General features: G+C 67.1%; 14 protein-coding genes and 3 rRNA genes. 7 read left to right on the top strand and 10 right to left on the bottom strand.

Features of this window, described 5'->3' with window-relative positions; translation table 11 throughout:
- The first annotated feature begins 33 nt into the window (after positions 1-33).
- Entirely contained in the window at positions 34-651 is a 618-nt protein-coding gene (locus ACQE3C_RS14725; RefSeq protein ID WP_434539888.1) for a Maf family protein, read from the top strand.
- 31 nt (positions 652-682) lie between these two features.
- Here ACQE3C_RS14725 and ACQE3C_RS14720 read toward each other — a convergent pair whose 3' ends face one another.
- Positions 683-1,603 carry an N-acetylmuramic acid 6-phosphate etherase gene (locus ACQE3C_RS14720; RefSeq protein ID WP_434539887.1) on the bottom strand — a complete coding sequence of 307 codons (921 nt, stop codon included), beginning with the start codon at positions 1,601-1,603 and terminating at the stop codon, positions 683-685.
- 44 nt (positions 1,604-1,647) lie between these two features.
- On the bottom strand, positions 1,648-3,144 hold the full coding sequence (locus tag ACQE3C_RS14715) for a glycoside hydrolase family 3 N-terminal domain-containing protein (RefSeq protein WP_434539886.1): 1,497 nt from the start codon (positions 3,142-3,144) through the stop codon (positions 1,648-1,650).
- Positions 3,145-3,247: 103 nt separating this feature from the next.
- On the opposite strand from ACQE3C_RS14715, the gene ACQE3C_RS14710 reads away from it, so the two are divergent.
- A complete protein-coding gene (locus tag ACQE3C_RS14710; RefSeq protein ID WP_434539885.1) occupies positions 3,248-4,405 on the top strand; it encodes a serine hydrolase domain-containing protein in 1,158 nt (385 codons plus the stop codon).
- Positions 4,406-4,420: 15 nt separating this feature from the next.
- On the opposite strand, the gene ACQE3C_RS14705 is transcribed toward ACQE3C_RS14710, so the two are convergent.
- From ACQE3C_RS14705 to ACQE3C_RS14690, 4 genes are read right to left on the bottom strand one after another with little or no spacing between them, the layout of a single operon-like run.
- Positions 4,421-4,837, bottom strand: a complete 417-nt coding sequence (locus ACQE3C_RS14705) for a hypothetical protein (protein ID WP_434539884.1) — start codon at positions 4,835-4,837, stop codon at positions 4,421-4,423.
- Positions 4,834-5,589 carry an SGNH/GDSL hydrolase family protein gene (locus ACQE3C_RS14700; RefSeq protein ID WP_434539883.1) on the bottom strand — a complete coding sequence of 252 codons (756 nt, stop codon included), beginning with the start codon at positions 5,587-5,589 and terminating at the stop codon, positions 4,834-4,836. The genes ACQE3C_RS14705 and ACQE3C_RS14700 overlap by 4 nt, the downstream gene beginning before the upstream one ends.
- A gap of 10 nt (positions 5,590-5,599) precedes the next feature.
- Entirely contained in the window at positions 5,600-6,913 is a 1,314-nt protein-coding gene (locus ACQE3C_RS14695) for a M20/M25/M40 family metallo-hydrolase (protein WP_434539882.1), read from the bottom strand.
- Positions 6,900-7,523, bottom strand: a complete 624-nt coding sequence (locus ACQE3C_RS14690) for a DNA-3-methyladenine glycosylase (protein WP_434539881.1) — start codon at positions 7,521-7,523, stop codon at positions 6,900-6,902. Before ACQE3C_RS14690 ends, ACQE3C_RS14695 begins: the two co-directional genes overlap by 14 nt.
- Before the next feature lie 209 nt (positions 7,524-7,732).
- Between ACQE3C_RS14690 and ACQE3C_RS14685 the strand changes: the two genes are divergently transcribed.
- A complete protein-coding gene (locus ACQE3C_RS14685) occupies positions 7,733-9,505 on the top strand; it encodes an acetyl/propionyl/methylcrotonyl-CoA carboxylase subunit alpha (protein ID WP_434539880.1) in 1,773 nt (590 codons plus the stop codon).
- Between the two features lie 154 nt (positions 9,506-9,659).
- A complete protein-coding gene (locus tag ACQE3C_RS14680) occupies positions 9,660-10,379 on the top strand; it encodes a hypothetical protein (protein ID WP_434539879.1) in 720 nt (239 codons plus the stop codon).
- Positions 10,380-10,404: 25 nt separating this feature from the next.
- Here ACQE3C_RS14680 and ACQE3C_RS14675 read toward each other — a convergent pair whose 3' ends face one another.
- Positions 10,405-11,826 carry an NAD(P)H-quinone dehydrogenase gene (locus tag ACQE3C_RS14675; protein WP_434539878.1) on the bottom strand — a complete coding sequence of 474 codons (1,422 nt, stop codon included), beginning with the start codon at positions 11,824-11,826 and terminating at the stop codon, positions 10,405-10,407.
- A gap of 81 nt (positions 11,827-11,907) precedes the next feature.
- Between ACQE3C_RS14675 and ACQE3C_RS14670 the strand changes: the two genes are divergently transcribed.
- The 3 genes from ACQE3C_RS14670 to ACQE3C_RS14660 all read left to right on the top strand — a co-directional run bounded on the left by ACQE3C_RS14670 (position 11,908) and on the right by ACQE3C_RS14660 (position 16,304).
- Entirely contained in the window at positions 11,908-12,723 is an 816-nt protein-coding gene (locus ACQE3C_RS14670; RefSeq protein ID WP_434539877.1) for a purine-nucleoside phosphorylase, read from the top strand.
- Positions 12,720-14,396: a phospho-sugar mutase gene (locus ACQE3C_RS14665; protein WP_434539876.1), complete on the top strand. Its 1,677-nt coding sequence runs from the start codon at positions 12,720-12,722 to the stop codon at positions 14,394-14,396. The genes ACQE3C_RS14670 and ACQE3C_RS14665 overlap by 4 nt, the downstream gene beginning before the upstream one ends.
- A 69-nt stretch (positions 14,397-14,465) precedes the next feature.
- Positions 14,466-16,304 carry a DUF2207 domain-containing protein gene (locus ACQE3C_RS14660; RefSeq protein WP_434539875.1) on the top strand — a complete coding sequence of 613 codons (1,839 nt, stop codon included), beginning with the start codon at positions 14,466-14,468 and terminating at the stop codon, positions 16,302-16,304.
- A 117-nt stretch (positions 16,305-16,421) separates the two neighbouring features.
- Here ACQE3C_RS14660 and rrf read toward each other — a convergent pair.
- The 3 genes from rrf to ACQE3C_RS14645 form a co-directional block, all read right to left on the bottom strand.
- Positions 16,422-16,538 (bottom strand): 5S ribosomal RNA (gene rrf, locus ACQE3C_RS14655).
- A 128-nt stretch (positions 16,539-16,666) separates the two neighbouring features.
- Positions 16,667-19,762 (bottom strand): 23S ribosomal RNA (locus tag ACQE3C_RS14650).
- A gap of 396 nt (positions 19,763-20,158) precedes the next feature.
- Positions 20,159-21,676 (bottom strand): 16S ribosomal RNA (locus ACQE3C_RS14645).
- Together the 16S, 23S and 5S rRNA genes form the textbook arrangement of a ribosomal RNA operon.
- Positions 21,677-22,166 lie beyond the last annotated feature (490 nt).

Raw genomic sequence — 22,166 nt, 5'->3', positions numbered from 1 at the left:
TCCGCGGAATCCGTGGCCCGGTAGGCTGCCAGCGTGCGCTTCATCCTCGCTTCGAAATCCCCCGCCCGCAAGGAAGCACTACGGCGTGCCGGTCTGCGCCCGGAGGTGCTCGTCTCCGGCGTGGACGAATCGCAGGTCAGCGCCGACAAGCCCGCCGACCTGGCCCTGAAGCTGGCCGACCTGAAGGCCGAGGCGGTGATCGAGCGGCTGCAGATTTCGGCGCCCACGGCACTGGTGGCCTGCGACTCGCTGCTGGAGTTCGCCGGCAAGATCCACGGCAAGCCCGGGTCGGCCGACCACGCGATCCAGCGCTGGTACCTGATGCGGGGGCAGTCCGGGGTGCTGCACACCGGCCACCACGTCTCGGTGTGGGACGCCGACGGACGCCACACCCGGATGACGCGGCTGGCCTCGACCAAGGTCACCTTCGCCGACCTGTCCGACGCCGAGATTGCCGCCTACGCCGCCACCGGTGAACCCGAGCGGGTGGCCGGGGCGTTCACCACCGACGGCTACGGCGGCCCCTTCGTCACCCGCATGGAAGGTGACCCGCACAATGTCGTCGGGCTGTCGTTGCCGCTGCTGCGGCAGATGCTGCTCGACCTCGGCGTGCAGTGGCACACCCTCTGGCCCAAGGTCTCCCTGGGCTGAGCACCCACCGGCCGCAGCAAGCGGCGACCGGTCAGCGGGTCAGCATCGCCACCGCGGAGCGGATCCCGGAGGGGTCACCCTCCCGGCCGGGGTCCGGCTGGTGCGCGACGGCTGCCCCGACGGCGCGTTCCACCTCGGCATTGGCCAGGGCAGCGATGACGGCCACCCGCAGGTCACCCTGGGCTTCGGCGAGCAGGGCCGCGGCGTGGTCCTCCTCGACGCCGGCCGCCTGCACCACGAGCTGCACCATGCGCCGCTCGAGTTTGGCGTTGGTGGCCACCACGTTGATCATCAGGTTCTCGTAGGTCCTGCCGAGCCGGATCATGGTGGCGGTCGAGAAGGTGTTGAGCACCAGCTTCTGGGCCGTGGCGGCCTTCATCCGGGTCGACCCGGTGACCACCTCGGGGCCCGTGTCGGGCAGGATCGCCACGTCGGCGACCTCCGCGATCGGGGCGGCGGGGTTGTTCGAGATGAGCACCGTGCGCAGGCCGCGGGCACGGGCGGCCTCCAGCGCACCGCGGACGAAGGGGGTCCGGCCGCTGGCCGCGATCCCGACGAACAGGTCGTGCTCGCCCGCCTGCTCGACCAGCGCGGCACCGGCCTCGGCGTCGTCCTCGGCCCCCTCGACGGCCTGCATCATCGCCTCGGCGCCCCCGGCCAGGTGCGCGACCACCGTCTCCGGCCCGGCGCGGTAGGTGGGGTACAGCTCGACGGCATCGAGCACCCCCAGTCGTCCGGAGGTGCCGGCACCCACGTAGTGCACCCGCCCACCGGCGCTGATGGCGGCCACGGCCAGGTCGACCGCCTGCGCGATCCGGCCCTGCACTGCTGCCACAGCGGCAGCAGTGTGGAGTTCGGCGCCGATGACTGCCTCGACGATGCCGGTGCTGGGCAGGGTGTCGATCGCCATCGTGTCGGGGTTGCGCTGCTCGGTGCTCCAGCTCAGTGCCATCAGGTCTCCTCCGGGGTCGGGTGCTCAGGGGGTCAGCGGGGGTGTCAGCGGGTCGGGGTGCGCCCGGCCAGGGCGGCGGCCGCGGCGCGCAGGTTCGGACGACCGAGTCCGTGGATGTTGATCCTGCGCCGGGCCTCCGGTGCTGCCCGGGACATGCCGGCGTGCAGCACGATCGCGTCGGGGCGCTGTTCGAGGGCCGCGGCCAGGCCCGCCACCTCGTGGCCGTCGACCAGGGGCTGGCGGGTGACCAGCACGACGGTCTGGTCGGCCGGCACCTGGTCGAGGCTGCCGGCCAGCACCGGCTGCACGCTGATGTCGGGGGCGAGTTCCTCGGCGAGGGTGTCGATCACCACCGACCCCAGGTCACCGGCGGCCCAGTTGACCGACTGGCGCAGGTCGGCGACCCACACTGCCTCACCGGCGCGCACGTCACCGACGGTCTCCAGCGCCCGCAGCGCCACTTCGTCACCAACGGCGGCCACAGCCGCCTGGTCGAGCGTGGTATCACGCTGCCAGCCCCGGCGGGCGACGACCGCCCGGACGCAGCGGCGGGTGCGCTCGGCAGAGTCCTGCAGGCGGGCCAGCTCGAGTCGTCCGCTGAGCAGGCCTTCGGCGATGCTGGCGTAGGCCTCACTGAACTGCAGTTCCGGGTCCCGGTTCTGGGGGGCGTCCAGGCACAGCAGGTCGGCGCCCGCGGCCAGGGCACGGACGCAGCCCTCACCGATGCCGGGAGCGTGGTCGGCGTCCCCGGCGGCGATCGCTGCCATGCCCAGCGCGTCGGTGATCACCGGCCCGTCGAAGCCGGTGCTGCGCAGCAACTCGTAGGCCCAAGGCGACAGGGTGGCCGGGTAGGGGCCGAGGGCCGGCACCACGATGTGGGCGGTCATCACCGCGTCCAAGTCGTGGGCCACGGCCGCGAACGGGGCGATGTCACGATCACGCAGCAGCACCGGGTCGATGTCGATCACCGGCAGCCCCACATGGGAATCGACGGCGGTGTCACCGTGGCCCGGGAAGTGCTTGGCGCAGCCCCCCACCCCGGCGTCGTGGAGCCCGGCCAGGTAGGCGCCCCCGTGCCGGGCGACCAGGTCGGGGTCGGCTCCGAAGGAGCGCACCGAGATCACCGGGTTGTCGGGGTTGGAGGCGACATCGAGCACGGGGGCGAGGGTGAGGTGCACCCCGGCGGCGCGGACCAGGGCACCGATCACGGCACCGGCGGCGCGGGTCAGCGCCTCGTCGTCGGCCACCCCGAGGGCCTCGTTGCCGGGCAGCGAGGAGCCGTGGGCAGCCTCGAGCCGGCTGACGTCGCCACCTTCCTCGTCGGTGGTGATGCACAGGTCAGGGTTGAGCGCCGAGAGGGCGTCGCACAGCGATCGGGTGGTGGCCACGTCGGGGGTGTTCATCGCGAACAGGCACACCCCGCCGAGGCCGTCGCGCACGTGCGGGGCCAGCCAGTCGGGCACCGTGGTCCCGGCGAAACCGGGCAGCAGCACCCCCAGCACGGCCCGGTGCTGTTCATCGCTCAGCGCTGCCCGATCCATGTCCCGACCCTACCCCTGCCCGTGGTTCCTGGCTGGTCCCGGCCCCTGCCGGGTCGGGCACGGACCAAGTGGCCCATGGCTCGGCAGACTAGGCTCGGGTGACATGGCCCCAGAAATCCAGACGATCGTCAGTGAGCGAGTTGATCGTGCGATCGAGGACCAGTGGTGCAGCGCCGCCAGCGCGGTGGTCGTCCACGAGGGACGCACGATCGCCCGCTACGGCGCCGGCACGCTGGCCAGCCACGAGGGCGTCGCCGACGACCCGGGGGTGGCCGGTGCGCGAGTCACCCACCCCGAACCCGCCGACACCAACACCTGGTTCGACCTGGCCTCGGTGACCAAGGTCGTCTCGGCGGTGACCCTGCTGAAACTGGTCGAGCACGGCGACCTCGCCCTGGACGACGCGGTGGCCGCGCACCTGCCCAGCTTCGCCGACGGTGAGCGTGCCCAGGTCACCCTGCGGCACCTGCTCAGCCACACCTCCGGGTTGCCGGCCACCTGGTCGGGCTGGTTCCTGCCGCTCGACCGTGCCCGCGAGCTGGGGCTGGACGAGCCGCTGGGTGAGTGGCCGGCGTCGGCCGGCAGCCGCGGCGACCTGCTCGCCGACCTGCTTTCCCTGCCGTTGCAGGACTCCCCCGGCACCGCGTGGACCTACTCGTGCGTGGGCTACAACACGGCGATGGCCCTGGCCGAGGCCGCCACCGGGCGCGCCTGGGCCGACCTGGTGACCAGCCTCGTCCTTCAGCCGATGGACCTGGCCGAAGGCATCGCGTTCGCGCCGGCGGGCGCGGTCGCGGCCACCGAGTACCAGCCCGAGCTGGGGCGTGGTGTGGTCAGCGGCATCGTCCATGACGAGACGTCCTGGTCGTTGGGTGGGCGCTGCGCCAACGCCGGGCTGTTCGCCACCGTGGACGCACTGGCGCAGTTCACCGAGGCGATCCGCACCGACACCCTGCCGTGCAGCCATGACCTGCTGGTGGCCAATGCGCTGCCGACGACCCTGGGCCGGGAGCTGGCCGGCAGTGAGACCCCCTGGGGCCACAGCCTCGGCCTGCGGATCGGCCAGGACTGGTTGGCCGCTCCGCGGGCGCTGGGACATGCCGGGTTCACCGGCACCGGGATCATGATCAATCCCGCGCTGGACCTGTCGGTGGTGGTGCTGGCCAACCGGGTGCACCCGCGACGCAGCGACCGGCAGGTGCACCGCCTGCGCCAGGAGATCTGTGCGGCCGCCACCCAGGCACTCACCGACGCCGATTAAGCCGGACGAGCAAGGCTAGGGCTGGCGGCGCAGGGTCAGGCCGGCGATCTCGGACGAGGTGGTCAGCCCACCGTCCCAGCCGTCGAGGGTGAAGACCATTGACTCGTGGCCGGTCTGCACGTCCCGCAGGCCCAGGGTGGCCGCGTGGAGGGTGAGGTAGTCGAGCACGGTGCGCCCGTCCTCGGGGCCGAAGACCAGGGTGACGACGTTCGGCTGGTCGATCGTGCGGGTCACCGTGATGCCCTGCGGCAAGGCCATGTTCGCCGGGCCGTGGCTGATCCCACGCTCACGCAGCAGCTGTCCCCCTGCCGGGGCGCTGGCCAACCGGGACGGTGAACTGGGCGTCTCGGTGCCATCGGCCGCCGAGCAGCCGGCCAGCACCAGCAGGGCGGCTGCCCCGGTCAGCAGGGTGCGCCGTGAGGTGGTGTTCACGCGGGCTGCAGCTGGTCGGCGCGCAGGCGCTCCAGGGTGCCGGACTCGACGATCTGCTCCCAGAACAGGTCGGCCCATTTCGCGTAGCCGACGTCGTTGGGGTGGAACAGGTCCTGGGCGACGTTGAGGTAGTACTTCCAGTAGCCCAGGCTGCGCGAGGCGCGGTGGATCTCGACCAGGTGGTGGCCGTGATCGGTGATCAGTTGCCGGGCGCGGGTGGCCATCTGGCCCGAGACCACGTTGAAGCCGGGGATGGTGAACCACGGCACGTCACCCACGAAACTCCCGGTGGGCAGCCGTTCGAGGATGGTGGTCAGCGAGGCGGCGAACGACTCGGTGTTGTGGCGGGGGTAGACGACGTCGTTGCCCCCGATCGCGATGGTGATGATGTCGGGGGTGAACGGCAACGAGTCCAGCTGGCCCAGCTGTTCGCTGACTACGTCGTCGCTGACCGCACCCGAGACCGAGAGGTTGGTGATCGAGACCGGTCGTCCGGTTTCTCGGGCCAGGCGGGCACCGATCAGGGAGACGTAGCCCTTCTCGACGCTGGAGGCGCCCACCCCCTGGGCGGCGGAATCACCGAGCGCGACGTAGTGCAGTACGTCGGCCGGGTGCTCGTCGGGCCGGTGGCCCCAGTGCTCGGCGTAGCGGGGCACGTGGCCGTTCACATGTACTTTGCCGGCGGCGTAGGACAACCCGGCCACCACCAGGCTGCCGACACCTGCCGCGACCGCGAGGATTCCCCAGTTCATGTGTCTCCGATCAGACGGTGTGGAGGAAGTCGTGCATCATCTGGGTGGCGCCACGCAGGCTCGCCACCGGAACACGCTCGTCCACTCCATGGTAACCCGCGGCCACCCGCCCTTCCGGGTCGGCGGGGGCGGGGGTGAACCCGTAGGTGTCCATCCCGAGCCGGGCGAAGGCCTTGTTGTCGGTGCCGCCGCCCATGCAGCCGCCGATGACCACCGCCTGGGGGTCGTGGGCCAGGATGCTGGCGACCATGGCGTCCCAGAAGGGTCCCTCGGTGGGCGCCTCCAGCGGCGCCCCCCGGGTGATGTACTCGTAGCTGACCTGGTCGCCGACCAGTTCGCCGAGGGTGTCGTGGACGAAGTCCTCGGTGCCCGGTGGGCACCGCACGTCCACCTCGGCCACCGCGAGGCCGGGCACGACGTTCACCTTGTAGCCGGCCCGGAGCACCGTCGGGGTCGAGGACGGCCGCAGGATGTAGCGCAGCGGCCCGGCCTGCGGGCCCAGCCAGTCGACCAGTCGCAGCAGGCTGGCCTCGTCGTCGAAGTCGATCGGGACTCCCAGTGCCGCCGACAGCCCCTGGTAGTGGCCCTGGACGACGTTCGACATGGTCAGCGGCCACTCGTGGTCGGCGATGCGGACCAGGGCATGCAGCACCCGGTGGACGGCGTCGTCGCCTGAGGGTCGCGAGCCGTGCCCGGAGGTGCCCTGGGCGGTCAGCCGGATGTGCTGGGTGCCGCGCTCGCCGGCATTGATCGTGTAGACCCGGGCGAGGCCGCCGTCGGCGGTGGGCAGCAGTTCGCAGACCGCCCCGCTCTCACCGATGGCGACCTCGAGGCCGGCGAACAGTTCGGGGTGCTCGTCGACCAGCCAGTGCGCCCCCCACTGCCCGGCATCCTCCTCGTCGGCGACGAACAGGAACAGCACGTCGCGGCGGGGGCGGGTGCCGTCTCGTCCCCAGCGCAGCAGGGTGTGCAACAGCACCGCGACGGTGTCGAGCATGTCGTTGGCGCCGCGACCCCAGACGTAGCCGTCGCGGATGATGCCTTCGAAGGGCGGCACCGACCAGTCGTCGGTCTCGACGGGGACGACATCGGTGTGCGCGTGCACCAGCAGCCCCGGCAGGTCGGGTTCGGTGCCGGGCACGCGCAGGCTGACCGAGACCCGGTCGGGGGCGTCGTCGCGGTGCCACAGCTGTGGTTCCCACCCGGCTTCGCGCAGCAGGTCGGCGATCCATTCGGCGCAGTCTCGTTCACCGGCGCTGCGGCCACCCCCGTAGTTGGAGGTGTCGAAGCGGATCAGTGCGCTCAGCAGTTCAGTGACGTCCATGACGATCCTTTCGGGGCTGGCTTCGACGGTAGGCCGAGACGGTGGGTTCGCCCGGCACCCAGTAGCGCCACGGGTAGGTGTCGCCGTCGCCGCCGGGGCCCGAGACCCCCACCCGGGGGCCGGTGCGGAACCCGGTGACGGGGTGGTCGGGCAGTTCCAGTCTCACCGGGTCGTGGGCCAGGTCGTGGCCGCCGAGGGTGCCGGTGATGCCCAGGGCCTGCGCCAACCTGGCGGGGCCGCGGGCCAGGTCACGGTCGCGGGCGGCGGCCGGGCGTCGCTGCCGGGCCTGCTCGGCGCCCTCGACGACTCGTCCGGCGCGGACCAGGCAGCCCGAGGCGCTGCCCTCGGTGCCGGTGACCACGTTCGCGCACCAGTGCATGCCGTAGGTGAAGTAGACGTACAGGTGGCCGGCGGGCCCGAACATCACCCGGTTGCGCTCCGTAAGGCCGCGGAAGGCGTGGGAGCCGGGGTCGTGTTCACCCAGGTAGGCCTCGACCTCGGTGATCTCGACGGCGACGAGCACGTCGTCCACGGTGGAGACCAGGCGCGCGCCCAGCAGCAGCGGCGCCACCTCGACCGAGGGCCGGGCCAACCGTTCCCTGTCCAGCATGGGCCCCATTGTCGCGCACGTCTGCACGACCCACGCACGAGCCGCGGGCCGACGACCCACACACCATTTCCCGGGAGTGTGACGAATCCCACACCCGCAGCGCGTCCACCACTCGTACGAGCCGTCTTCCAGGACGAATGCTCGGCTTAGACTCGCCCAAGGCGACCAACGACGGTCGCTGCCCAGCGTCGGGTGGAGTGGAGGACAACATGGGTGCCATCAGCAAGGTTCTGGTCGCCAACCGCGGTGAGATCGCCGTTCGTGTCATTCGTGCAGCACGGGATGCCGGCATCGCCTCGGTCGCGATTCACGCCGAGTCCGATGCGCAGTCGCTGTTCGTGAAGCTGGCGGACGAAGCCTTCTCGCTCGACGGCGCCACCCCTGCCGAGACCTACCTGAACATTCCCAAGATCCTGGGGGTGGCCGAGCGCAGCGGCGCCGACGCCATCCACCCGGGCTACGGCTTCCTGGCCGAGAACGCCGAGTTCGCCCAAGCCGTCATCGACGCCGGCCTGACCTGGATCGGTCCCCCGCCGGCGGCCATCGAGGCCCTCGGCGACAAGGTGCGCGCACGCCACATTGCCCTGAAGGTCGGTGCACCGCTGGTCCCCGGCACCCCCGACCCGGTGGCCGACGCCGACGAGGTGGTCGCCTTCGCCGAGGAGCACGGCCTGCCGATCGCCATCAAGGCCGCCTTCGGCGGTGGCGGGCGTGGCCTGAAGGTCGCCCGGACGCTGGAGGAAGTGCCCGAACTGTTCGAGTCGGCCACCCGTGAGGCGGTCACCGCCTTCGGTCGCGGCGAGTGCTTCGTCGAGCGCTACCTCGACAAGCCGCGCCACGTCGAGACCCAGTGCCTGGCCGACGCCCACGGCAACGTGGTGGTCGTCTCCACCCGCGACTGCTCGCTGCAGCGCCGCCACCAGAAGCTCGTCGAAGAGGCCCCGGCCCCGTTCCTGTCCCCCGAGCAGGTCGAGCGGCTGTACTCGGCCTCGAAGGCCATCATGGTCGAGGCCGGCTACGTCGGTGCCGGCACCTGCGAGTTCCTCGTCGCCCAGGACGGTCTGATCTCCTTCCTCGAGGTGAACACCCGCCTGCAGGTCGAGCACCCGGTCTCCGAAGAGGTCACCGGCCTCGACCTGGTCCGGGAGCAGTTCCGCATCGCCGCCGGTGAGGAACTCGGCTACGACGACCCGGTCGTGCGGGGCCACTCGATCGAGTACCGCATCAACGCCGAGGACGCCGGCCGCAACTTCATGCCGGCCCCCGGCACCGTGATCAGCTGGCAGGCGCCCACCGGCCCCGGCGTGCGGGTGGACGAGGGCTACCACGCCGGCATGACCGTGCCCGGCGCCTTCGACTCACTGGTCGCGAAGCTGATCGTCACCGGCGCCACCCGCGAGGAGGCCCTGCAGCGTTCGCGGCGCGCCCTGGCCGAACTGGTGATCGACGGCATGCCCACCGTCGTCCCCTTCCACAAGGCCGTCATCGAGGACCCCGCCTACACCGCCGAAAACGGTTCCTTCGACGTGCACACCCGTTGGATCGAGACCGAGTTCACCGGCCAGATCGCCCCCTACTCGGGGCTGCTCGGTGAGGACGAGGACCGCGTCGAACCGCAGGTTATCGCCGTGGAGGTCAACGGTCGACGCATCGAGGTCAAGCTGCCCGGCGACCTGGTCGGCCGCGCCGCCGGCGCACCTGCCAAGGCGAAGAAGCCCACCAAGCGTGACCGTGGCGGGGCGAAGGTGTCGGCCCCCACCGGCAACGCGCTGCCCTCCCCCATGCAGGGCACCATCGTGAAGGTGGCCGTCACCGACGGCGATGTCGTCGAGGAAGGCCAGCTGGTGCTGGTCCTCGAGGCGATGAAGATGGAACAGCCCCTCAACGCCCATCGCGGCGGCATCGTCAAGAACGTGGCCGTGGCGGCCGGTGACTCGGTCAGCTCCGGCCAGGTGCTGTGCGAGATCGTCGACGCCGAGTGACCCCACAATCCTGAGAGATTCACAGAATCTGTCCTCAACCCCGGGCCAGCCTGAAATTGGTGTGAGAGTGTCGGCCCGGGGTTGAGTTCTGCACTCATGGGTGGGGAGACTGGCAGATGTGCTTGCGCTCGTCATCGGTGTCCTATTGGTGGGAATGGCAGCCCTGGTGGCCGTTCTCGCGGTCTATCGACGCCACGAGACCCAGGTTCTGAGGCAGTCCGAGGACAGCGTCGACCACTGGGCGATTTCGCGATCGCTGGCCGAGGCTGACCTGGCGCTGTTCCGGGCCGACCTGGCCGCGCAGTCCCACCAGTTGCGTGAGCTGGCCGACCTCGGGGACCCCCTCAGCGAGGAGCTGCAGCCCGAGCTCGAGGCCCTGGCCGAGGGTGCGGCCACGTTGCCGGTGGAGGCCGCTGACACCCCCGAGCAGGTGCGCCAGACCACCCTGCACCTGGCCCGGGCACGCCAGGCGCTGGCTGAGTTGGTGGCCAGGTTGAGCGATGACCCTCGTCCGGCCAGCAAGCCGCCCTGCTTCTTCAACCCCAATCACGGGCCCAGCGCCACCGTGGTGGCGTGGACGACGGCCGATGCCATCGCCGCACGGGTGCCCAGTTGCGCCGCCGATGCCGAACGGCTGCGCTCGGGCGCCAACCCCTACTCGCGCACCGTGTCACTGCAGGGACGACGGGTCGCCTGGTGGGAGGCCGGCGAGGTCGTCCGACCGTGGGCACGCGGCTGGTACGAGGGCTGGCTGAACACCTCGGCCAGCAGGCGCCTGGCCGGTTCCCTGCCGAGCCTGGCCGACGAAGCCCACCCGACCCCGCAGGACGCCCCGGAGGACCGGCCGCGCCGTTCGGGGCGGCACACCGGCTGACGGCGCCGGACCGGTCAGCCGACGCTCAGACGGTCAGCTCGGGGGTGACCCCCCGAGAATGCAGCTGGCGGGCTGCCTCGGCGACCGACCCCGACAGCGAGGGGTAGACGGTGAAGTCCGTGCTGAACTGGTCGACGGTCAGCCGCTCCGAGACCGCCACCGCGATCGCGTGGATCAGCTCCGAGGCGTGCGGCGCCACGACCACCCCACCCAGGATGATGCCGGTCACCGGCAGGCAGAACAGCTTGACGAAACCGTCGCGCAGGCCCTGCATCTTGGCGCGGGCGTTCGAGTTGAGCGGCAGCATCACCGTGGCGATGCGCAGTTCGCTGCTGGCGGCCTGCTGCTGGGTCATGCCCACGGTGGCGATCTCGGGTGAGGTGAAGACGTTCGAACTGACCTTCTGCATGTCCAGCGGGGCGACGCGGTCACCCAGCGCGTGCCACATCGCGATGCGGCCCTGCATGGCGGCCACCGAGGCCAGCGCGAAGACCCCGGTGCAGTCGCCGGCGGCGTAGACGCCCCGCGCGGTCGTCCGGGAAACACCGTCGGTGACGATGTGCCCACCGGGGCCCAGTTCGACCCCGGCCTCCTCCAGGCCCAGTCCCTCGGTGTTGGGCAGCGCCCCCACGGCCATCAGCACGTGCGAGCCGCGTACCTCGCGGCCGTCCTCGAGGGCGACCACGACCTCGTCCGCCTCGCGCACCGCGGACACCGCGCGGGAACGCGACATGATCTGCATGCCGCGACGTTCGAAGACTTCCTGCAGCACCTCGGCGGCATCGCTGTCCTGGCCGGGCAGCACCTTGTCGCGCGAGGAGACCAGCACGACGTCGACACCCAGTTCGTCGTAGGCGCTGGCGAACTCTGCGCCGGTCACGCCGGAGCCGACCACGATCAGCCGTTCGGGCAGTTCGGTGAGGTTGTAGACCTGCTTCCAGTTCAGGATCCGCTCACCGTCGCAGGCGGCCGTGGGCAGTTCCCGGGGGGTGGTGCCGGTGGCGACCAGGATGATGTCGGCCGCGATGGTCTCTTCGGTGCCGTCGGCGTGGGTCGCCACCACCGTCTCGGGCCCCGCCAGGCGGCCGACGCCGTCGATGATGCGGATGTCCTGGCTGCGCAGCTTCGCGGTGATGTCGGTGCTCTGGGCGCGGGCCAGGTCCATCACGCGCTGGTTGACCATGGCCAGGTCGACCGTCACGCTGGAGGCCACCGAGGCATCGGGACCGGTCTCCCAGATCCGCAAGCCGAGTTCGGCCGCCCGGTGGATGCTGCTCATCACCTCGGCGGTGGCGATCAGGGTCTTGGAGGGCACGCAGTCGGTCAGCACCGCCGCCCCGCCCAGCCCATCGCGCTCGATGAGGGTCACCTCACCCCCCAGCTGCGCCCCGACGAGGGCAGCCTCGTAGCCGCCCGGCCCACCACCTAGGATCACAACACTGGTCACGTGCCTCATTCTGTCAGACATGCCCCCACGCGGCGGCCCTGACGCCCACCGCGCGCGGGTCGGCTGCTCTACAGTGGGACGGTGAACGCCACTGGAGCCGTCAACGACCCTTTCGCGCTTGCCCGTGAGGCAGCCGACCACATTGCCAGCAGCACCGGCATCACCGGCGCCGACATCGCCCTGGTGCTCGGTTCCGGCTGGAAGTCCGGCACCGACCAGCTCGGGGAGCCGCTGGCCGACCTCGACCTGGCCGAACTGCCCGGTTTCAGCGCCCCGGCTGTCGCCGGGCACGGCGGACGACTGCTGGTCGTGCGCACTGCCGCCGGCCGCACCGCGCTGGTCTTCACCGGCCGCACCCACTACTACGAGGGACGCGGGGTGGCCGCGGTGGTGCACGGCGTGCGGACCGCGGCAGCGCTCGGGGTCGGCACGCTGCTGCTGACCAACGGGGCGGGTGGCCTGAACCCCGCCTGGCCGCCGGGGACCCCGGTACTGATCGCCGACCACATCAACCTGACCGGCGCCACCCCGCTGACCGGGGCCACCTTCATCGACATGACGACCACCTGGACGCCGCGACTGCGGGAACTGGCCCGCGGCATCGACCCCTCACTGGACGAGGGCGTCTACGTGCAGTTCCCCGGCCCGCAGTACGAGACCCCCGCCGAGGTCCGGATGGCGCGGGTGCTGGGTGGTGACCTGGTCGGCATGTCGACGGCCCTGGAGGCGATCGCCGCCCGTGAGGCGGGCATGGAGATCCTGGGCATCTCGCTGGTGACCAATGCGGCGGCCGGCATCACCGACGCCGCCCTGGACCATGCCGAGGTCCTGGCTGCCGGTGAAGCGGCCTCGTCCCGGCTCGCGGTGCTGCTGCGCGACCTGGTGGGTGCGCTGTGAGTGCCGGTGGGCTGGAGGCCCTGTACCAGCAGGCCGAGGCCTGGCAGGCCGCGGACCCCGACCCGGCCACCGCCGCGGCGCTGGCCGACCTGCTCGAGCGTTCCCGGGGTGGGGACGCCGACGCGACCGAGGTGCTGACCGATTCCTTCTCGGGGCCGCTGACTTTCGGCACCGCCGGCCTGCGGGCCGCGCTGGGCCCGGGGCCGGCCAGGATGAACCGCGTCGTGGTCAGCCGGGCGGCCGCCGGCTTCGCGCAATGGCTGCTCGACAAGGGGCATCGCGGCGGCAAGGTGCTGATCGGCTATGACGCCCGCTACAACTCCGACGTCTTCGCCCGCGACACGGCCGAGATCATGCAGGCCGCCGGGTTCGAGGCGATGCTCACCGACCAGCCGACCCCGACGCCGGTGGTGGCCTTCGGCATCGGCCACTTCGGGTGTGTGGCGGCGGTGGTGGTGACCGCCTCCCACAACCCGCCGCAGGACAATGGCTACAAGGTCTACCTGGGTGACGGCTCCCAGATCATCCCGCCCGACGACGGCGAGATCGCCGACAAGATCGCCGAGGTGGCCGCCGCCCCGCTGGACCGGATCGCCCGCTCCTCGGCGTACTCGATGGTCGGTGACGAGCTGGTGGCCGGCTACGCGGCCCGCTGCGGCGAGCTGGTGCCGGCCGAGGCGCCTCGGGATGTCAGCTGGGTCTACACGGCGATGCACGGGGTCGGTGCCCGGGTCGTCGAGCAGGCGGTGGCTGCCGCCGGCTTCCCGGCCGGCTCGAGTGTGGCCGCGCAGCACGAGCCCGACCCGAGCTTCCCCACCGTGGCCTTCCCCAACCCGGAGGAACCCGGCGCCATCGACCTGGCCCTCGCGCTGGCCGAAGAGTTGGCCGTCGACGTGGTGGTGGCCAACGACCCGGACGCCGACCGTTGCGCTCTCGCCGCGGTGGTCGACGGCCGGTGGCGGATGCTCACCGGTGACGAGTTCGGTGCGCTGCTGGGTGACGATGCGCTGCGTCGCGGTGTCGAGGGCACCTACGCGAACTCGGTGGTCTCCTCCACCCTGCTCGGAGGAATGGCTGCGGCCGCTGGCCGACCCTTCACCACCACCCTGACCGGCTTCAAGTGGATCGGGCGGGTGCCGAACCTGGCCTACGGCTATGAGGAGGCGATCGGGTACTGCTGCGACCCGAGCCACGTGCCGGACAAGGACGGGATCACCGCCCTGGTCACGGCCCTGCGGCTGGTGGCCTCGTTGAAGGCCGAGGGGCTGACGGTGGCCGACCGTTTGGACGAGATCGCCCGCACCTACGGGGTGCATGCCACCCGGCCGCTGACCGTCCGGGTGAGCGACCTGTCGCTGATTGGTGCCGCCATGGCGAGGCTGCGGGCCAACCCGCCCGCGCAGCTGCTCGGCGCCCCCGTCAGCGTCGTCGACCTGTCCACGCCGGCACCGGGGTCTCACCTGCCCCCCACCGACGCCGTCGAGATCACCGGTGAGCGGCTGCACGTGGTCGTCCGCCCCTCGGGGACCGAACCTAAGCTGAAGGCCTACCTGGAGGTGCGCGGCACCGCCGAGGCAGCCCGGTCGGACCTGGCCGCTGCCCGGGCCGAGGCCGACGAGGCCCTGGCCGAGCTGCGCCGGGAGGTTGCGGGGGTGCTCGGCGTCGAGGCGTGAACCGATCGGGGCCAAGATTTCCGACTTGTGGCTGATGTGGGCGAACTGCCTGCGGACTACCCTCGGTTCATGAGCCGAATTCCCAGACCGCTCCAACGACTACTGGTGGGGCTCGCAGCCCTGCTGCTGGCATGCGGCTTCTCGCTGGCCGCGGCGACGACCGCGCGTGCCGACGATGACACGCCCAGCTCCTGGCGGATCACCAAGTACCACGTGACCGCCACCCCGGCCCAGGACGGGGGCATGACCACCGTCGAGATCGACCTCGACTTCGACTTCTCCAATGACTCCGGGCACGGGCCGTTCATCGTGCTGCCCGAACGCATGCGCACCAATGACCCGGACGAGTGGCGCATGCTGGACACCACCATCGTGAGCGTGACCAGCGGCACCGGCGCCAACACCGACCAGCTGATCACCCACGAGAACGGCAACCTGGTGTTGCGCGTGGGCCGTGAGGGGTCGACCTACCGTGGTGTGCAGAACTACAAGATCACCTACACCGTGCACGGCATCCTGTACCCGAACCACCCCGAGTCGCTGATGGACGAGTTCAACTGGAACGCGATCGGCACCGGCTGGCAGGTGCCGCTGCAGGATGTCCGGGTCACCGTGAACAGCCCCGCCGAGCCCCGCCGCACGGCCTGCTGGGAGGGCCGCAGCTACCAGAACTCCTGCACGGCCCCTGACCCGGCCACGCAGATGGTGTGGACGCAGGCCCGCCTGGCCAAGGGGCAGGGCCTGCAGGTGGTTGCCGGCTACCCGGCGGGGACCTTCACCAACGCCGACTTCCGCACCACCACCCGCTACCACGTCGGGAACATGTTCCCGCTGAACGCGACCAACCTGGCCGGCGCCGGCGTGATCGGGGCCGCCAGCATCGGTGGCGCCGCAATGCTGGTGCGCCGCAAGGGACGAGACCAGGCCTGGCGGGGTGTCGCCCCCGGGATGACCCCGCTGAAGGGCCAGGGCGCCGCGGTCGGGGCACGTGACAAGAGCGCTCCGGTGGCTGTCGCCTTCCGCCCCCCGAAGGGGGCCCGCCCCGGTGAGATCGGCACCCTGATCGACGAGAAGGCAGACATGAAGGATGTCACCGCCACTCTCATCGACCTGGCGGTGCGCGGCCACATGCGCATCGAGCCGATCGACAAGAAGAACCAGCGGTTCATCCGGCTGAACGGCAGGGACCAGATGGAGGCCTACGAGAGCAAGCTGTTGAACACGCTGTTCAAGGGTTCCCAGGTGGTGACCACCAAGGACCTCAAGGACGAGTCGCGCGGCAAGGCGTTGTCGACCGCCAAGACCGACCTGTACACCCGGGTGTCGAACCCGCCGTTGAAGTGGTTCCGCGAGAACCCCAACACCGCCCGTACCCTGGCGGCGCTGGGTGGTGTCGCGCTGGTGGTGGCCGGGCTGGGCCTGAGCTTCCTGCTCGGATTCCTGGGCGTGGGGCTGTGGCCGCTCGGCATTGCGGTGGCCGGCGTGGTGCTGATGATCTTCAGCTCCTCGATGCCGGCGAGGACCCCCGAGGGTTCGGCGGTCTACGCCGAGGCGAAGGGCTTCGAGCTGTACCTGAGCACCGCAGAGGCCGACCAGATCAAGTTCGAGGAGGACATTGATGTGTTCTCCCGTTACCTCCCCTACGCCATTGCCTTCGGCGTGGCCGACCGGTGGACGAGGATCTTCGAGAAGCTCGCCGCTGATGGTCGCTACTACGGTGACACCTCCTGGTACGGCGGTGGACGCGGGTATGCGATGGGTTACGGCTTCGCCTCGACGATGAACAGCCTGACCAGCAGCATGGAGAGTGCCATCCAGGCCTCTGCGAATGCCGCGAACTCTTCCAGTGGTGGCTCGGGCTTCAGCGGTGGCGGTGGCGCCGGCGGTGGTGGTGGTGGCGGCTGGTGAGCTGCCCGCCCCGGGGTTGTTGCCCAGCGCACCGACCCCGGGCGCCTGCCCTTCCCAGGGTATGAAAACACCCCCTGGTGTGTCCCGATCAGGGGACTCACCAGGGGGTGTGTTGAAGTCCGGCAGCGTCCTAGTCTCCCACAGGATCCCTCCTGCAGTACCATCGGCGCTGAAAGGCTTAACTTCCGGGTTCGGAATGGAGCCGGGTGTTTCCCTTTCGCCATGGCCACCGTAACACTATGGAGATATCAACCAGAACCCCTGCCAGCCAGACCCACAAGGGCCGGCCGGACCGGGTGCTTGGTTGTTCCTCGAGAACAACACAGTGGACGCGTAGCATCTTTGTAGACAAATTGAGTGTGAGGGACAAGCCCTCGGCCTATTAGTATCGGTCAGCTCCATGCCTCTCAGCACTTCCACATCCGACCTATCACCCGGTGGTCTGCCGGGGGCCTTACCAGATTCATCTGTGGGAACCCTCATCTTGAAGCGTGCTTCCCGCTTAGATGCTTTCAGCGGTTATCACTCCCCAACGTAGCCAACCAGCCGTGCCCTTGGCAGGACAACTGGCACACCAGAGGTTGGTCCGTCCCGGTCCTCTCGTACTAAGGACAGCCCTTCTCAAGATTCCTACGCGCGCAGCGGATAGGGACCGAACTGTCTCACGACGTTCTGAACCCAGCTCGCGTGCCGCTTTAATGGGCGAACAGCCCAACCCTTGGGACCGACTACAGCCCCAGGATGCGACGAGCCGACATCGAGGTGCCAAACCATGCCGTCGCTGTGAGCGCTCGGGCAAGATCAGCCTGTTATCCCCGGGGTACCTTTTATCCGTTGAGCGACGGCGCTTCCATGTGCCACCGTCGGATCACTAGTCCCGACTTTCGTCCCTGCTCGAGGTGTCCCTCTCACAGTCAAGCTCCCTTGTGCACTTACACTCAACACCTGATTGCCAACCAGGCTGAGGGAACCTTTGGGCGCCTCCGTTACCTTTTGGGAGGCGACCGCCCCAGTCAAACTACCCATCAGGCACTGTCCCTGATCCAGATAATGGACCTAGGTTAGATAACCAGAACGACCAGAGTGGTATTTCAACGATGACTCCACGAACACTGGCGTGCCCGCTTCAAAGTCTCCCACCTATCCTACACAAGTCGTCCCAATCACCAATACCAAACTATAGTAAAGGTCCCGGGGTCTTTCCGTCCTGCTGCGCGTAACGAGCATCTTTACTCGTAATGCAATTTCGCCGAGTTCATGGTGGAGACAGCGCCCAAGTCGTTACTCCATTCGTGCAGGTCGGAACTTACCCGACAAGGAATTTCGCTACCTTAGGATGGTTATAGTTACCACCGCCGTTTACTGGGGCTTAAGTTCAGTGCTTCGCTCACGCTGACACTTCCCCTTAACCTTCCAGCACCGGGCAGGAGTCAGTCCGTATACATCGTCTTACGACTTGGCACGGACCTGTGTTTTTGGTAAACAGTCGCTTGGGCCTGGTCTCTGCGACTTTCAACGCATCAGCCAGCAAGTGGCATCACGTATCCAGTCCCCCTTATCCCGAAGTTACGGGGGCATTTTGCCGAGTTCCTTCACCATGATTATCTCGATCGCCTTGGTATTCTCTACCTATCCACCTGTGTCGGTTTGGGGTACGGGCGGCTAAACAATACTCACGAAGCTTTTCTAGGCAGCATAGGATCACCCAGTCACAGACCAAAGTCTGCTCCCCCTCATGTCTCAGGCACACGCATGGCGGATTTACCTACCACACACCCTACACACTTAGCCCGGGACAACCATCGCCCGGGATGGGCTACCTTCCTGCGTCCCTCCGCAGCTTGCCTACTAAAGCATTGGGTCAGAGAGTCAGCACCATCACCCCGAAGGGATCAAATGCCTTCCGTCCTTAGCATCAACTCATTCGACACTTGCTCGTTTTCGCCGGTACGGGAATATCAACCCGTTGTCCATCGACTACGCCTGTCGGCCTCGCCTTAGGTCCCGACTTACCCAGGGCAGATTAGCTTGACCCTGGAACCCTTGGATATTCGGCGGACGGGTTTCTCACCCGTCATTCGCTACTCATGCCTGCATTCTCACTCGTGTGCACTCCACCACCAGGTCACCCCGCAGCTTCACCGCACACACGACGCTCCCCTACCCATCCACACACCTGGACCCAAAAGGGTCAGGTACACGCGTGAATGCCACAGCTTCGGCGGATAACTTGAGCCCCGCTAAATTGTCGGCGCAGAATCACTTGACCAGTGAGCTATTACGCACTCTTTCAAGGATGGCTGCTTCCAAGCCAACCTCCTGGTTGTCTCCGCGACTCCACATCCTTTTCCACTTAGTTACCACTTAGGGGCCTTAGCTGATGATCTGGGCTGTTTCCCTCTCGACTACGAACCTTATCGCCCGCAGTCTCACTGCTGCGCTCTCACTTACCGGCATTCGGAGTTTGGTTGATTTCGGTAAGCTTGTGGGCCCCCTAGACCATCCAGTGCTCTACCTCCGGCAAGAAACACGCAACGCTGCACCTATATGCATTTCGGGGAGAACCAGCTATCACGTAGTTTGATTGGCCTTTCACCCCTATCCACAGCTCATCCCCTCGGTTTTCAACCCAAGTGGGTTCGGGCCTCCACGAGGTCTTACCCTCGCTTCACCCTGGCCATGGATAGATCACTACGCTTCGGGTCTAGAGCATGCGACTCAACGCCCTGTTCGGACTCGCTTTCGCTACGGCTCCCCCACACGGGTTAACCTCGCCACACACCACTAACTCGCAGGCTCATTCTTCAAAAGGCACGCCGTCACCCCGAAAGGCTCCGACGGATTGTATGCGATCGGTTTCAGGTACTATTTCACTCCCCTCCCGGGGTACTTTTCACCTTTCCCTCACGGTACTTGTCCGCTATCGGTCACCAAGGAGTATTTAGGCTTAGCGGATGGTCCCGCCAGATTCACACGGAATTTCAGGGGTTCCGTGCTACTTGGGAAAACACTCAGGAGTGACGAACTTACGTTTACGGGAGTCTCACCCTCTACGCTCGGCCTTCCCAGACCGTTCAACTTCACCCATCATTTCTAACTCCCTGCCAGGATGACAGTCCCGACTGAATGCTCCCACAACCCCGCACATGCAACGCCTGCCAGCTCTCACACACGCACGGTTTGGCCTCTTCCGCTTTCGCTCGCCACTACTCACGGAATCACTATTGTTTTCTCTTCCTGTGGGTACTGAGATGTTTCACTTCCCCACGTTCCCTCCAACTGCCCTATATATTCAGGCAGAGGTCGCCGGACATGACTCCGGTATTCCAGGTTTCCCCATTCGGAAATCCTCGGATCACAGCTCGTTTACCAGCTCCCCAAGGCTTATCGCAGGTTACAACGTCCTTCATCGGCTCTTGGTGCCTAGGCATCCACCGATCGCACTTAGTAGCTTGTCCAACAAAAAACAAAAATCTACAAAGATGCTCGCGTCCACTGTGAAGTTCTCAAACAACAACCGAGCCCACCCCCACACCCCCCAACAACCAGGGACGTGCAGACCATGGTCCGCCAAGAAACACAACCACACACACCCACAAGAAGTGTGAACGGTCGGCCCCTCAGGACCCAACAACGTGTCCAGGACCCATAACTGACACCGTCGACTTCCACACCCAAACCCACCAGCGTCCGAAGACGAAACGAGTTGGGCAGTACTGAACGAACAGCATCACCACAGATCCGCAGGTCAATGCTCCACAAAGTGCCTGCGCCGGCCGGGAACACACGCCCCGGAACCAGCACTTGGACCAAACACCCCTCAAGAGGTGGTGCCGGCCAAACAGACTCCTTAGAAAGGAGGTGATCCAGCCGCACCTTCCGGTACGGCTACCTTGTTACGACTTAGTCCTAATTACCAGTCCCACCTTCGACGGCTCCCTCCACAAGGGTTGGGCCACCGGCTTCGGGTGTTACCGACTTTCATGACTTGACGGGCGGTGTGTACAAGCCCCGGGAACGTATTCACCGCAGCGTTGCTGATCTGCGATTACTAGCGACTCCGACTTCATGGGGTCGAGTTGCAGACCCCAATCCGAACTGAGACTGGCTTTTTGGGATTCGCTCACCCTTACAGGTTCGCAGCCCTTTGTACCAGCCATTGTAGCATGCGTGAAGCCCTGGACATAAGGGGCATGATGACTTGACCTCATCCCCACCTTCCTCCGAGTTGGCCCCGGCGGTCTCCCATGAGTCCCCGGCATTACCCGCTGGCAACATAGGACGAGGGTTGCGCTCGTTGCGGGACTTAACCCAACATCTCACGACACGAGCTGACGACAGCCATGCACCACCTGTATACCGACCCAAAAGGGGGCACCCATCTCTGAATGTTTCCGGTACATGTCAAACCCAGGTAAGGTTCTTCGCGTTGCATCGAATTAATCCGCATGCTCCGCCGCTTGTGCGGGGCCCCGTCAATTCCTTTGAGTTTTAGCCTTGCGGCCGTACTCCCCAGGCGGGGTACTTAATGCGTTAGCTACGGCACGGAGAACGTGGAAGTCCCCCACACCTAGTACCCACCGTTTACGGCGTGGACTACCAGGGTATCTAAGCCTGTTTGCTCCCCACGCTTTCGCTTCTCAGCGTCAGGAAAAGTCCAGAGAACCGCCTTCGCCACCGGTGTTCCTCCTGATATCTGCGCATTCCACCGCTCCACCAGGAATTCCGTTCTCCCCTACTTCCCTCTAGTCAACCCGTATCAGAAGCAGGCTCAGGGTTAAGCCCTGAGTTTTCACTTCTGACGCAATCAACCGCCTACAAGCTCTTTACGCCCAATAATTCCGGACAACGCTCGCACCCTACGTATCACCGCGGCTGCTGGCACGTAGTTGGCCGGTGCTTCTTCTCCTACTACCGTCACAAAAAGCTTCGTCATAGGTGAAAGCGGTTTACAACCCGAAGGCCGTCATCCCGCACGCGGCGTTGCTGCATCAGGCTTGCGCCCATTGTGCAATATTCCCCACTGCTGCCTCCCGTAGGAGTCTGGGCCGTATCTCAGTCCCAGTGTGGCCGGTCGCCCTCTCAGGCCGGCTACCCGTCGAAGCCTTGGTGAGCCACTACCTCACCAACAAGCTGATAGGCCGCGAGTTGATCCAAGACCGCAAAAGCTTTCCACCCAACCCCATGCAGGACCAGGTCATATCCGGTATTAGCAGCTGTTTCCAACTGTTATCCCAGAGTCAAGGGCACATTACTCACGTGTTACTCACCCGTTCGCCACTCGTGTACCCCGAAGGGCCTTACCGTTCGACTTGCATGTGTTAAGCACGCCGCCAGCGTTCGTCCTGAGCCAGGATCAAACTCTCCGTTGAAAAATATCGCCAAACACCAACCACCCAAAGGCAGCCAGCATCACGACGTCAACAAGTTCGATGCCCAGCAAAAGAAAACCAAGCTGGTCTTCAACTGTCCATCAATCAAAGGAACCCAAACCACACCCAAAAGGCATGGCACGGGAAAAAACACACCCCAACCCCACCACCACAAAGATGGCACAGTCAGGATGCAAAAATAAAACTATGCATTGACTTTAGACACGCTGTTGAGTTCTCAAGATCCGACCGCGTCCCACACCTCAACCCTCAAATCCGAGAGCCTCAGCAAGGGGCAACCTGAAAAACACTACCGATCCACCCGCAGGCTGTCAAACCCACCGGCCCACCGGCCACCCCCAACCCCGAGCCACTGAAAACCAGTGAAACCCCTAGCCAGGAGCTACTTCCGCTGCCTCGCGACAACCTCAGCAACACTACCCGGGCCCCCCACCAGAGTCAAATCCGGCTTCCGACCCACACCATCCGG

The sequence above is a fragment of the Aestuariimicrobium sp. Y1814 genome (genome assembly GCF_050113895.1).
Taxonomy (GTDB): Bacteria; Actinomycetota; Actinomycetes; order Propionibacteriales; family Propionibacteriaceae; genus Aestuariimicrobium.
Note: the sequence above shows the minus strand (reverse complement) of the source record. Positions and strands in the feature narration are given on the sequence as shown.